This is a genomic window from Fibrobacter sp. (assembly GCF_017551775.1).
Classification (GTDB): Bacteria; Fibrobacterota; Fibrobacteria; order Fibrobacterales; family Fibrobacteraceae; genus Fibrobacter.
Genome location: NZ_JAFZKX010000087.1, coordinates 1 through 13,013 on the forward strand (window position 1 = coordinate 1; position 13,013 = coordinate 13,013).

The 13,013-nt window shown below is 55.5% G+C and carries 12 protein-coding genes; 4 read left to right on the top strand and 8 right to left on the bottom strand.

Annotated elements, in window-relative coordinates:
• Window positions 1-96, top strand: a 96-nt coding sequence (locus IK012_RS10610; RefSeq protein ID WP_290951517.1) for an IS3 family transposase, incomplete at its 5' end; no start/stop codon positions are given.
• Between the two features lie 426 nt (window positions 97-522).
• A complete protein-coding gene (gene pheS, locus IK012_RS10615; RefSeq protein ID WP_290954190.1) occupies window positions 523-1,545 on the top strand; it encodes a phenylalanine--tRNA ligase subunit alpha in 1,023 nt (340 codons plus the stop codon).
• A 134-nt stretch (window positions 1,546-1,679) separates the two neighbouring features.
• Here pheS and IK012_RS10620 read toward each other — a convergent pair whose 3' ends face one another.
• The 6 genes from IK012_RS10620 to rfbA form a co-directional block, all read right to left on the bottom strand.
• Window positions 1,680-3,059, bottom strand: a complete 1,380-nt coding sequence (locus IK012_RS10620) for a mannose-1-phosphate guanylyltransferase/mannose-6-phosphate isomerase (protein WP_173378405.1) — start codon at window positions 3,057-3,059, stop codon at window positions 1,680-1,682.
• A 27-nt stretch (window positions 3,060-3,086) separates the two neighbouring features.
• Window positions 3,087-4,157: a polysaccharide biosynthesis/export family protein gene (locus IK012_RS10625; RefSeq protein ID WP_290954194.1), complete on the bottom strand. Its 1,071-nt coding sequence runs from the start codon at window positions 4,155-4,157 to the stop codon at window positions 3,087-3,089.
• A gap of 68 nt (window positions 4,158-4,225) precedes the next feature.
• Complete coding sequence (locus tag IK012_RS10630) at window positions 4,226-4,669, bottom strand: low molecular weight protein-tyrosine-phosphatase (RefSeq protein WP_173344387.1); 444 nt, start codon at window positions 4,667-4,669, stop codon at window positions 4,226-4,228.
• Window positions 4,670-4,743: 74 nt separating this feature from the next.
• A complete protein-coding gene (gene rfbC / locus IK012_RS10635) occupies window positions 4,744-5,307 on the bottom strand; it encodes a dTDP-4-dehydrorhamnose 3,5-epimerase (RefSeq protein ID WP_290954198.1) in 564 nt (187 codons plus the stop codon).
• Window positions 5,308-5,354: 47 nt separating this feature from the next.
• Entirely contained in the window at window positions 5,355-6,491 is a 1,137-nt protein-coding gene (locus IK012_RS10640; protein WP_290954200.1) for a dTDP-glucose 4,6-dehydratase, read from the bottom strand.
• Window positions 6,492-6,494: 3 nt separating this feature from the next.
• Complete coding sequence (rfbA, locus tag IK012_RS10645) at window positions 6,495-7,382, bottom strand: glucose-1-phosphate thymidylyltransferase RfbA (RefSeq protein WP_290954203.1); 888 nt, start codon at window positions 7,380-7,382, stop codon at window positions 6,495-6,497.
• Window positions 7,383-7,460: 78 nt separating this feature from the next.
• On the opposite strand from rfbA, the gene IK012_RS10650 reads away from it, so the two are divergent.
• Entirely contained in the window at window positions 7,461-10,061 is a 2,601-nt protein-coding gene (locus tag IK012_RS10650) for an RNA helicase (RefSeq protein ID WP_290954206.1), read from the top strand.
• 76 nt (window positions 10,062-10,137) lie between these two features.
• Here IK012_RS10650 and IK012_RS10655 read toward each other — a convergent pair whose 3' ends face one another.
• Window positions 10,138-11,709 (bottom strand): SO_0444 family Cu/Zn efflux transporter, encoded by a 1,572-nt coding sequence (locus IK012_RS10655; protein ID WP_290954209.1) that lies wholly within the window; start codon window positions 11,707-11,709, stop codon window positions 10,138-10,140.
• A 2-nt stretch (window positions 11,710-11,711) separates the two neighbouring features.
• Window positions 11,712-12,017 carry a helix-turn-helix transcriptional regulator gene (locus tag IK012_RS10660; protein ID WP_088637668.1) on the bottom strand — a complete coding sequence of 102 codons (306 nt, stop codon included), beginning with the start codon at window positions 12,015-12,017 and terminating at the stop codon, window positions 11,712-11,714.
• Between the two features lie 135 nt (window positions 12,018-12,152).
• Here IK012_RS10660 and ispD point away from each other — a divergent pair, with 135 nt between their 5' ends.
• Entirely contained in the window at window positions 12,153-12,872 is a 720-nt protein-coding gene (ispD, locus tag IK012_RS10665) for a 2-C-methyl-D-erythritol 4-phosphate cytidylyltransferase (RefSeq protein ID WP_173378412.1), read from the top strand.
• Window positions 12,873-13,013 lie beyond the last annotated feature (141 nt).

Here is a 13,013-nt window from a genome sequence, read left to right on the forward strand (position 1 = left end):
AAATATATTGAATACTACAACAATGACCGGATAAAACTGCGCCTAAACGGAATGAGTCCTGTACAATACCGGACTCATAACGCTGTTTTATCCTAACTTTAAACTGTCCAACTTTTTGGGGTCAGTTCAGGCGAGGGGGTGATGGAAGACCCGGTAGACCCTATCACTACGCTCCAGGGTGACAGCACACCGGGGCTGCAATCAGGGGGATTCTTCCCCCTTTACAGACCGCTCGGCTCTATAGCCCTAAAAAGAACCTACGTATTCGCCCCGCTACCCCCGCAAGGGGGGCCATGCTCACATAAGCGCTAAAGCGCTAAGTGATCAAAGGTCGCCATCACGACTCGTCAATACGAGTCACGCTTGGCTCACGAAATGTCATTCCGGCCTCCGAGCCGGAATCTGCTTTTATTTTTTTTCTATCTTGGCGCTCCTTTGGAGCGCATTTTGCTCGGCTCGGCCATGCCAAAGCGAAAAATCGCTTTGTCACGGCGCTCGCCTTTTGCTAAATTTGAGCCCACTATGAGTGAAGCTATTAACAATGTGAAGCAGGCGTTTGACGCAGAACTTGCGCAGACCGACCTTACGAACCAAGAAGCCGTCAACAATCTCCGCGTGAAGTACCTGGGCAAGAAGGGGGCCGTCACCGACCTCATGAAGCAGATGGGCACGCTCAGCGCCGAGGAACGTCCGGCTTACGGCAAGCTCGTGAACGAACTTAAGGTCGCCGTCTCCGAGGCCATCGACAAGGCTATCGAGACCGCGAACCAGGCCGCGCTCCAGAAGAAGCTGGAAAGCGGTTTTGTGGATACGACGCTCCCGGGCGCAGGGATTCCCGCCGGCAGCACGCATCCGCTCTACGACGTGCGCGAAGAGATTATCGACTTCTTCAGCCAGATGGGCTTCGAGGTGGACTTCGGCCGCGACATCGAGACGGACTGGTACAACTTCGAGGCGCTCAACACGCCGCCCGACCATCCGAGCCGCGACATGCAGGACACCTTCTACGTGGACGACAAGGTGATGCTGCGTACGCACACTTCCGGCACGCAGATCCACTACATGGAAACGCACAAGCCGCCGTTCCGCATGATTGCTCCGGGCCACGTGTTCCGCGTGGACAACGATGCGACCCACGCCCCGATGTTCCAGCAGTGCGAAGGCCTGGTGGTCGACGAGAACATCAGCTTCGCCGACCTCAAGGGCGTGCTCCAGGTGTTCATGAACAAGCTGTTCGGCGAAGGCGTCAAGACGCGTTTCCGCCCGAGCTTCTTCCCGTTCACGGAACCGTCTGCGGAAATGGACGTGAGCTGCGTGTTCTGCGGTGGCAAGGGTTGCCGCCGTTGCAAGGGCACGGGCTGGATGGAAATCGGCGGTTGCGGTTCTGTGGACCCGAACGTGTTCAAGAACTGCGGCATCGATTCCGAGAAGTACACGGGCTTTGCATTCGGCTTCGGCCTCGACCGTATCGCGATGCTGCGCCACGCGATTCCGGAAATCGGCTTGCTGACTGCGAACGACCAGAGGTTCTTGAGCCAGTTCTAAGGAACGCGCTTAATACAGAATTGAAAAAGGCTGGTTTTGAACCAGCCTTTTTTTTCGTTTATTGTCGACCCTGACCTTCGTCAGGGTGACTCGGGGTGTCCCTGTTCTGACCTTCGTCAGGGTGACTCGGGACGTTACTTGCAACGATGGAAGTCGTCTTCCACGCGGATGATGTCGTCTTCGCCGGTGTATTCGCCCACCTGCACTTCCACGATGACAAGCGGGAGCTTGCCTTCGTTCTGCAGGCGGTGGACTTCACCCACCGGGATGTAGGTCGATTCGTTCGGGCGCACGTAGAACACCTTGTCGCCGACAGTGCAGGTAGCGGTACCGCTCACGACCACCCAGTGTTCGGAACGGTGCAGGTGCTTCTGCAGGCTGAGGCGCTTGCCCGGCTTCACCACGATGCGCTTCATCTTGTAGCGTTCGGAGGATTCCAGCACGGAGTACGTACCCCACGGGCGACTCACCGTCTGCGGCACGTTGATGAGGTCAGAGCCGCGGGCCTTGAGTTCTTCCACGACTTTCTTCACCTTCTGGCTGCTGCTGAGCGGAGCCACGAGGAGGGCGTCCGGAGTATCGACGATGAGCATCTTGTCGAGGTCGATAGTCGCGATGGCGCGCTGCGTTCCCAGCACGAGGGAGTTCTTGGAACCAACCGCGATGTGGCGCTGGTTCAAGTTGTTGCCGTTTTCGTCGTGCGGGTATTCGCCGTAAAGGCTTGCAAAGCTTCCAAGGTCGCTCCAGCCGATGTCGCTCGGGACGACCTTCACCTTCTTGGACTTTTCCATCACGGCGTAGTCGATGGAGTTGCTCGGGATGGCGAGCATGTCGTCGCGGTCGATGCGGATGGGTTCGCCTTCTTCGATCGGGGCATTTTCGAGCGCAGCCTTGGAGGCGGCAAGGATATCCGGAGAATACTTGCCCAGTTCCTCGAGGAACGTCTTGGCCTTGAAGCAGAAGATGCCGCTATTCCAGTAGAAGTTGCCAGCCACAAGGTACTTCTCGGCAGTAGCGAGATCGGGCTTTTCCACGAAGCGCTTCACGTTCTCGCCATCGGCCTCGATGTAGCCGTAACCCGTCTCGGGGCTTGTCGGCGTGATGCCGAACGTCACGAGATTCCCCGCCTGGGCGAGTTCCTCAGCGCGAAGCAGCGCTAACTTGTACGCATCCTTCTTACGAATCACGTGATCCGACGGAGACACGAGTACGATAGTCTCAGGGTCCATCGTAAGGCAAGCAAGCGCAATCGCGGGAGCGGTGTTGCGGCCCACGGGTTCCAGGAGGAACTTGCTTCCCTTATGGCCTTCCGCCTCGAGCTGGTCCTTCGCGAGGAAGAACTGGTCGGCGTTGGAGACAATGAACTGCGATTCGCACACGGCAGAGTTCGTGACGACAGTCTTACGGAAGAGAGACTGCCCGTCAAAGAGCGGTGCAAACTGCTTGGGCATCAGAGAACGGCTCACAGGCCAAAGGCGCGTGCCCGAACCACCACAAAGAATCAGGTTAATCATAACGCTAAACCTCTATTATTTTCGACCCTACTTGCCGTTCATGATAAGTTCTACGTTGCGAGCGGCAGCGATGCCATTGTACACACCGTTGACAGTCGGAAGAATCTGACCAATAATGCGGTTCCACGTTGCAATGCCAGAAGCATCCACATAAACAATATCACGCGCATTCAGGTTGAACCTTTCGGCCATGGCCAAGGCCATCGCGTTCTTCGCATCCAAATGGAACACGTCTATCCGCGTTTCAGACGTATTGCGGATAACATAGATCAGCCTAGCCGAAGCCGTACTCGCATTCAAGCCACCAGATGTGGCCAGAGCTTCGACAAGAGAAAGCTTCCCCTGGTTCACGTTCACGATTCCCGTCCTTGCGACTTCACCCATCACGTACACGCGATTTTCTTTTTGCGTTTCGGAAAGTGCCGGAACGAAAATCTGGTCATCGGGTTTAAGCAAGATGCGGTCAAGCGGGAGGTTCGTCCTAAAAGCTTCCAGGTAGTTAATGCTGTAGACTTTGTCGCCACGGCGCAGTTGCAAGAGAGACGGATCCGCTTCTTCGGCAAAACCACCCACAGCAGCAATAGCGTTCGGAATCGTCATCGGCATTTCGTTAAAAGGAACAAATCCCGGCTTGTTTACCGCACCGGAAATAAACGCCTTGAGGCTGTTGTAACCCGTCACGCGCACATCGACCTGCGGATCGTTAAGAATCTTGTCGGATAGACGCTTCGTGATTTCGGTACGGAGTTCCTGAGCTGTGAGGCCCGCAGCCTTAATCTCGCCTGCATAAGGGTAGAAAAGCATACCGTCGGTCGTCACACGCTGGCCTGCCGGCTGGTACTGGCCCATCGGGGACGTAAGTTCCGGGTGTTCCCACACCACCACCTGGACCATGTCCAGAGGACCAATGCGGTATTCCAGGCTCGGAAGGGAATCAACAATCAAGTCGGAAAGATCCCTTGCACCGGACGATGAAGAATCGACGTCGGCTGAAGCTCCGATACCAAAATCACCCGTTTCGATAGAGTGAACGACCACCTTGATGCCATTGTAATCTATGGAACCTTCCGCTGTTTCGTCCGGGACATTCATTCGCATTTGCGGTCCCAGAGAGCATCCCGCTAAAACGACGGCCAAGCCGGCCAACAAGCAATACAACCTCTTCATTATTTGTCCTCGCTCTTTTTAATCTTCTCTACCCAATAAGGAGTCAGTTTCGAAATAAAATTCCATGCAAGCACGAAAGCGTTTTCGGGACGGCGGTACGGGTCAGGGATATCCACCTGCTGCGCCTCGCCGTAGCGGTGAATCTTTTCGCCCATATCCGGATAACGGCGTTGAAGTTCCACCTTATGGCCATTTTCCATTACTAGAACCAAATCGGCCCACTTGAGGATATCCAGATTTATCTGGCGAGCGCGATGGGCGCTCATGTCAACGCCATGCTGCATAGCAATCTTCTGACTAATTTCGTGCGCAGGATGATCGACAAGCGCACCGAGCCCGGCGCTCATCACCTTAAAGCCTTCACCCAATTCCTTTTTCAACAGGTACTCTCCCGTAGGACTACGACAGATATTACCTGTACAAACAACAAGTATGTTCTTCATTACTACATAAAATAGAAAATTGACCGTCCGCCGGTGGTCCACAGACAGCGAGTTATCCCTATGGAGAGAAGGCGCTATAGTTCGAACGCGAAGCCCAAGTCCTTGAGGGCGGGGTTCTTCGTGTCCTTTTCGGAAAGGAGCGGTTCAAAGCCGTTCCCGACCGGCCATTCGATACCGATGGCGGGGTCGTTCCACATCAGGCCGCCTTCGTCCTTCGGGTCGTACAGGCGGGTGCACTTGTAAACAAAAGTTGCGGTTTCGCTGAGGACCACGAACCCGTGGGCAAAACCTTCGGGAATGTAGAACTGCTTCTTGTTTTCGGAAGAAAGCGTCACGCCTTCCCACTTGCCGAACGTCGGGCTACCCTTGCGCAAGTCCACCGCCACGTCAAAAACTTCGCCATCGATTACGCGGACAAGTTTGCCCTGCGGGTTTTTCTTCTGGAAATGCAGCCCGCGGAGCACGCCCTTCTTGCTCTTGGATTCGTTATCCTGCACGAAGACCATGTCGAGACCGGCGGCATCGAATTCCGCCTTGTTGTAGGTTTCCATGAAATAACCACGATGGTCGCCGAAGACCGTCGGCTCTACAATCGTCACGCCCTCGATGGAGGTCTTGATGAAATTAAACTTTCCCATTTTAAATCTCCTATAGATCCTTCGCTTCGCTCAGGATGACACGTAGGCTATCTATTCCCGTACATTTTTTCGTAATACTTTTCGTAGTCGCCGCTCGTGATGTTGTCGAGCCATTCCTGGTTGTCGAGGTACCAGCGCACCGTCTTCTCGATGCCTTCTTCGAACTGCAGAGACGGTTCCCAGCCGAGTTCCTTCTGGAGCTTGGTGGAGTCAATCGCGTAGCGGGCGTCGTGGCCCAGGCGGTCCGTCACGTAGGTGATGAGGTTCATGTCTTCGCCTTCGGCACGACCGAGCAATCTATCCACCGTCTTGATGACGACCTTGATGATGTCGATGTTCTTCCATTCGTTGAAGCCACCAATGTTATACGTCTCGGCAATCTTCCCGTTATGGAAAATCACGTCGATGGCGCGGGCGTGGTCTTCCACGAAGAGCCAGTCGCGCACGTTCTCGCCCTTGCCGTAAACCGGCAGCGGCTTCTTGTGGCGGATGTTGTTGATGAAGAGCGGAATCAGTTTTTCGGGGAACTGGTACGGGCCGTAGTTGTTGGAGCAGTTCGTCACGATGGTCGGCATGCCGTAAGTGTCGTGGAACGCGCGCACAAAGTGGTCGGAACCCGCCTTGCTAGCGGAATACGGAGAATGCGGCGTGTACTTCGTCGTCTCGTAGAAGAAGTCGTCACCATAAGCCAGGTGATGTTCGGAGCTCGAAGCAGTCGTCGTGAACGGAGGCGTGATTCCTTCCGGGTGGTTCATCTTCAAGGCACCATAGACTTCATCGGTGGAAATGTGGTAGAAGCGCTTGCCTTCGTACTTTTCGGGGAGGCTTTCCCAATAGAGCTTCGCGGCCTGCAACAGGCTCAATGTGCCCATGACGTTTGTCTTTGCGAAGGTGAACGGGTCCTTGATGGAGCGGTCCACATGGCTTTCGGCCGCAAGGTGGATAATGCCGTCGACATGCTCGTCCTGCATGAGCTTGTAGAACGCGTCAAAATCGCAGATGTCCATCTTCACGAACTTGTAGTTCGGCTTGCCCTCGATGTCCTTGAGGTTCGCGAGGTTGCCCGCGTAAGTGAGCTTGTCGAGGTTGATGATCTTGTAGTCCGGATACTTGTTCACGAACAGGCGAACCACGTGGCTCCCGATAAAGCCCGCACCGCCGGTAATGACGATAGAACGTTTCATAAATTAATACCTTATCTTTCCTTCCGCGACCTTGCGCAGGTGCTGACCATAGGGGGATTTGCCGTACTTGGCGGCAGATTCCAGCAGTTTTTCCTTGGAAATCCAGCCGTTGATGTAGGCGATTTCCTCGACGGCAGAAATCTGGATACCCTGGCGGTTTTCCACCATCTTCACGAACTCGCCCGCTTCGATGAGACTGTCCATCGTACCGGTATCGAGCCATGCGAATCCACGACCGAGGAGTTTCACATCCAACTCGCCCATGTCGAGATACGTCTTGTTGAGGTCCGTAATTTCGAGTTCGCCGCGGGCGCTGGGCTTCTGGGCCTTCGCGAATCCCGAGACGCGATTGTCATAGAAGTAAAGGCCTGTGATGGCGTAGTTGCTCTTGGGTTCCTTCGGCTTTTCTTCGACCGAAATCACCTTGCCCTTGTCGTCAAATTCAACGACACCGAATCGTTCCGGGTCCTCCACGTAGTAGCCGAACACGCTCGCGCGTCCGTTTTCTTCGGCGTTCTTCACCGCGGCCTTCAAAAGCGGGCTGAAGCCGTTCCCGTAAAAAATGTTGTCGCCGAGCACCATCGCACAGCAATCGTCACCGATGAATTCCTCGCCCAGGATAAACGCCTGCGCAAGTCCGTCGGGACTGGGCTGCACTTTGTAACTCAGATTGAGGCCCATCGCGGAACCGTCACCGAGGAGGCGCTCGAAATTCGGCAAGTCCGTCGGAGTAGAAATAATCAGGATGTCACGGATACCCGCCAGCATAAGCGTCGACAGCGGATAATAAATCATCGGCTTGTCGTAAACGGGCAGGAGCTGTTTACTCGTGACCATGGTCAGCGGGTACAGGCGCGTGCCGGAGCCTCCGGCGAGTACGATTCCTTTCATAATGTATCCTGTTCTAGGGGCCTCGACTATAAAATGTAACAAATTCGGCTCATCCGGAAAAAAACTATCTTTACCCGCATGAGTGAAAACGCCCGCAAAGCCCTGAAAGATTTTATTCCGCAAGCCACAAACGGAGAGGTTTCATCCGAAGACTTGCTCGACGCTTTCATGCAATGGGCGGAGTCCCGCGGGACCACGCTCTATCCCGCGCAAGAAGAGGCCATCCTCGAACTTTTGGACGGGAAGAACGTCATATTGAATACCCCCACGGGTTCCGGCAAGTCGATGGTCGCCCTGGCGCTCCACTTCGACAGCATCGCGCACGGGCGCAAGAGCGTGTACACCTGCCCCATCAAAGCGCTGGTGAACGAAAAATGGATGGCGCTCTGCAAGGAATTCGGAGCCGAGAACGTCGGGCTTTCTACCGGCGATGCGACCGTGAACCACGACGCCCCCATCCTGTGCTGTACGGCGGAAATCCTCTCCAACATGGCGCTCAACGAGGGCGAAAAACTCGACATCATGGACGTGGTGATGGACGAGTTCCACTACTATTCCGACCGCGAACGCGGCGTCGCCTGGCAGGTGCCACTCCTCACGCTCCCGCAAAGCCGATTCTTGCTGATGAGCGCGACCGTCGGCGCGACCGATTTTTTTGAACGCGACTTGACGAAGCATACCGAACGCGAGACCGTGACCGTACGCTCTACGCAGAGGCCCGTGCCGCTCGACTTCAGCTACAGCACCTCCGAAATTTCGACCGAAGTTCAGAAGTTGGTGAACGAGGGCAAGGCTCCCGTCTATGTGGTACACTTTACGCAGGCGGCAGCCGCAAGCAACGCGCAGAACTTCATGAGTCTCGACCTCTGCAGCAAGGAAGAAAAACAAACGATAAACGAGGCCATCAAGGAAGTTCGCTTCAGCAGCCCTTACGGCCCGGATGTCAAGCGCTGGCTCAAGCAGGGAATCGGTCTGCACCATGCGGGACTTTTGCCCAAGTACCGCATCCTCTGCGAAAAGCTCGCACAAAAAGGTTTATTGAAAGTCATCTGCGGTACCGACACGCTCGGCGTAGGCGTGAACGTCCCCATCCGCACGGTGCTCTTCACGCAGCTCTGCAAGTACAGCGGCGACAAGACGGCCATCCTTACCGCACGAGACTTTCACCAAATTGCGGGCCGTGCAGGGCGCAAGGGTTTTGACGACGTGGGCTACGTGGTGGCGCAGGCCCCCGAGCACGTCATCGAGAACATGAAACTCGAGGCCAAGAGCCGCCAGACCGGAAAGAAGTTCCAGAAGAGGAAACCGCCCGAGCACGGCTACGTTCCCTTCGACGAGAGCACGTACAAACGCCTGATCGACGCGCAGCCCGAACCGCTCACGTCGAGTTTCCGCGTAGACCACGGAATGCTCCTGAACATATTGAGCCGCGAAACCGACGGCTGCCGCGCCATGCGCAACCTGTTGAAAGATTGCCACGAGAGCGCCGCCAGCAAAAAGCAGTTGCAGCACCGCTCCTTCATGCTGTTCCGCAGCCTCGTAGAGAAAAAGATTATCGAATTCGTGAAGCCCGTGGCTCCCGGTTACAGCCACCTGCGCGTGAACATGGACTTGCAGGACGACTTCGCGATGAACCAGCCGCTCTCGCTTTACCTGCTCGACACGCTCCCGAAACTCGACAAGGATTCGCCGGAATACGCGCTCGACGTAATCACGTTATGCGAATGCATCGTCGAGAACCCCGATGCCATTCTCCGCATCCAGCAGAGCAAAGCCCGTGAAGCGCGCCTGAACGAACTCAAGGCGCAAGGCATGGAATACAACCAGCGCATGGAAGAACTCGAAAAAGTCGAGTACCCCAAGCCGCTGCGCGACTTCATTTACGACACGTACAACGCTTTTGCGGAAGTGCACCCGTGGGTCGACGTGAACGTAGAACCCAAGAGCATCGTGCGCGAGATGTTCGAGAACTTCAGCACCTTCAGCGGATACGTGAAGCAGTACAACCTGCAGCGCATGGAAGCGATTTTGCTGCGGCACCTGAACTACGTGTACAAGGTTCTCTCGCAAACCGTTCCCGATGGCTACAAGAACGAGGAACTGCTCGAGATGCAGGACTACCTCGGCGACATGATTCGCCGCACCGACTCGAGCCTGCTGGAAGAATGGGAAAAGATGGCCCACCCCGAAGACTACCAGAAGCGTCTGGAGGCGGGTACCGCCGAAGACGAAGCCGAGAAGGCTTTCGGTGCCGACAAGGCCGCCGCCGATATCACTTACGACAAGAAGCGTTTCCTCGGCATGGTGCGCCAGCGCATCTTCCAGATCATGGGCAACCTCGCCAAGCAGGACTTCACCACGGTTCTCGACAGCCTTGCCGATGACCTCGACGAAGGCGAAATGCTCGCCGACGCAGAAGGAACGCCGTGGACCGAAAAGCGCCTGCTAGAAATCATGGCCAGCTACACCGCCGAACACCACAAGTTCCGCCTGGACGTGGAAGGCCGTGCCCTCGCCCACACCATCGTCACCTACGAAGGCGACACGATGCATGTACAGCAAATGCTCCAGGACGAAGAAGAATTCAACGACTGGAGCATCGATTTCGATATCAGCTTGAGCGATAGCCGCGAGGCGGGAATCCCGCTACTCAAACTCATGAGAATCGGCGAAGTTTAAACCGCAATTATTGTGTGTGTTAAACTGCGCCGCAATTTTTACAGGCGTTAAATTCGGCCTTTAAAATCCGCACGAATTAAACCGCGCCGCCGAATTCAAAGCCGGCTTCTTCGACAGTCGTTTTCAGGGCAGCCTCGTTCACGTCGTCTTCGTCGTGCCACTTGACTAGCAGTTCCTTTCGGCTCACGTCGGCCTCGACGAAAACCACGCCATCCAACTTGAAAACAGCCTTCTCGACGCAAGCCTTGCAATGGCTGCAACTCATGCCGAGAACTCTGTAGGTCTTGACCACCGGTTCTTGAGCCTGCCCCGAACTTGTTTCGGGGTGATCGCAGTGACCATCGCAATGTTCATGACCTTCATGATTGTGGTCATCGTGGCAATGGCACGCATCTCCGTGTTCATGGCCTTCATGGTCATGGCCGCAACCGCAGCTTTCGTGATCACAGCCGCAGTGTCCGCCGCAACCCTTGTGCGCAAACTTCGCATAAATCATGAACGCCGCCAGCAAGCCCGCGCAGATGTAATCGAATACACCTAAAGCACCGTGGCCGTGACATTCGGCGGAACCGTGCGGCAACATCGCCGAAAGGAACGTGTCCATGAAGAACGTATCGACAATCAGGCCGAAACCGATAGCGCCAACAGCAATGGAAAGCAGGTAGGCAACCAGCGTGCGCTTGCCAAAAGCCTTCCCCACCACGAGCATGCTCGCGATGCTCGTCGCGGGCCCGGCCATCAACAGCACGAGGGCCGCACCGGGTGTAATTCCCTTCGCCACGAGAGCGAGCGCCAGCGGGATGGAACCCGTCGCGCAAGTGTACATCGGCATCGCCAGCACGAGAACGGCCAGCATGCAGAGCAGCGGGTAATCGCGCAACGTGAGGAACAGTTCGTTCGGGACGAACGCCGAAATCAAGGCGCCCAACACAAGACCGATGCAGAGCCACTTGCTCACATCGCCCACCATGTTCACGAGCCCGTAGCGGAACGTCTCGGCCACCTTCTGCCCGAAGGTCATCTGGCGAACATCGCGCGACTCGCAACCGCAGTGCTTATCACCACACCCGCAATGATCATGATGTTCATGATGGTCATCGCCACAACCGCAATGTTCATGTTCGTGTTCCTCTTCTTCACAATGCCCGCAACCGCAATGGTGCTCAGTATCGCAATCGTCGAAATCAACGGTTTCATTCTGCACATGGACATTTTCAGATTCACCGCGCGTAGCGATGTTCGTGAACACGCCGCCAAAAAGCGCCGTCACGAAAGCCGCAATCGGGCGCAGTATCGCGAAAGGCAGGCCGAGCAGCGAGTACGTCGCCAGTATGGAATCCACGCCCGTCGCCGGAGTCGAGATGAGGAAGCTTACGCTCGCCCCCTTGCTCGCGCCTTCCTTGCGGAGCGCAATCGACGTGGGAATCACGCCGCAACTGCAAATCGGCAGCGGGACGCCGAAAAGCGCAGCCCACAGCACCGACATGAAATTGGACTTAGAAATCTTCGGGACGTACAGGTGGTTCGGCACCCACACGTGCAAAATTCCCGCAAGCAAAAAACCGAGCAGCAAGAACGGCGCCATCTCGGAAAACAGCGTGATGAACTCATGAACGAATTCGCCAAAGATATTCGCAAACGATTCCATGTTTATTTCCCCTTCTTCTTGTGGAGAATGTGGGTCAGGCCCGTGTTAAAAATTTCACCGATGTGTTCATCATCGAGGGCGTAGAACATCTTGCGCCCCTCGCGGCGCGGCTTCACGAGGTTCGCCGTGCGCAGAATTCTCAGCTGGTGGCTCACCACTGACTGTTCGAGCCCGAGCATGTCGGCAATATCATTCACCGAAACGTCGTGTTCCATCAGGAGCTGGATAATGCGGATTCGCGTCGTATCACCGAAAATGCGGAAGAATTCCGAAAGCTCGAACAGGGTATCCAGATTCACGTTCTGCATAAGCTACCTCGCCGCCTTGGCTAAAATCGCCGTTTTGATATATGAACACATATTCATATTTTCATATTTAGATAAAAACAAGCGGTTCGTCAAGAGATGGAGCGCAAAAAATCCATTTTTTCTACATTTTATTGCATGACAGGCGATATTTCCAACTCGAAAATCACTCCGGACGCCCTCAAAGGCCGTTTCGCGGCAGTCCTCCCCGCCGGTGGACTCGGCAAGCGCATGGGCGGAAACATCCCCAAGCAGCTCATGCTTCTGGGCGGCAAGCCCGTCTACCGCTACTGTTTGGAGACCTTCCTCAAGATGGACGAAATCGCCGAAGTCGTGATGGCCGTCCCCGCCGACTGGAAGGATCATTTCGAAAAGGATTTCTCCCACCCCAAGCTGAAAATCGTCGTAGGCGGTGCCGAACGCTGGCAATCCGTCGAAAACGGCGTCAACGCACTCACGAGTGGCGCCGAATACGCACTGGTCCACGACGTGGCCCGCCCCTTCATCAGCGAAGAGATTATCCGTAACGTTTGCGAAACGCTTATAACCAAGGGCAGTTGCCTCGTGGCGAAACCCGCAGTGGACACCATCAAGATCGCAAAAGACGGCAAGGTCGAAAACACCATCGACAGGAACACCGTGTGGCTCGCGCAGACCCCGCAGGCAGCCTCCGTCGCGCTCTTGAAAAAACTATACGCCCGCATCGCCGCCGAGCCGTTGAACTTCACGCCCACCGACGAAGCGAGCATCCTCGAATACTTCGGTGAAAACGTCTACATCGTGAAGGGCAACGCCGCGAACGACAAGCTCACCACCCCCGAAGATTTCGAAATTTTCGCCAGTCACTTTTCGAAATAAACACAAAAAAGGGACCCGCCGGCGAAGCCGGCGGTTCTTCATATACGGGCGTAGCCCTACAATACTAGCGGCGTGCAAGGGCACGCACGTCAATCTGCCACCTGCAAAAGTCCTTACTTGGCCGCCCGTAAACGGGCACTA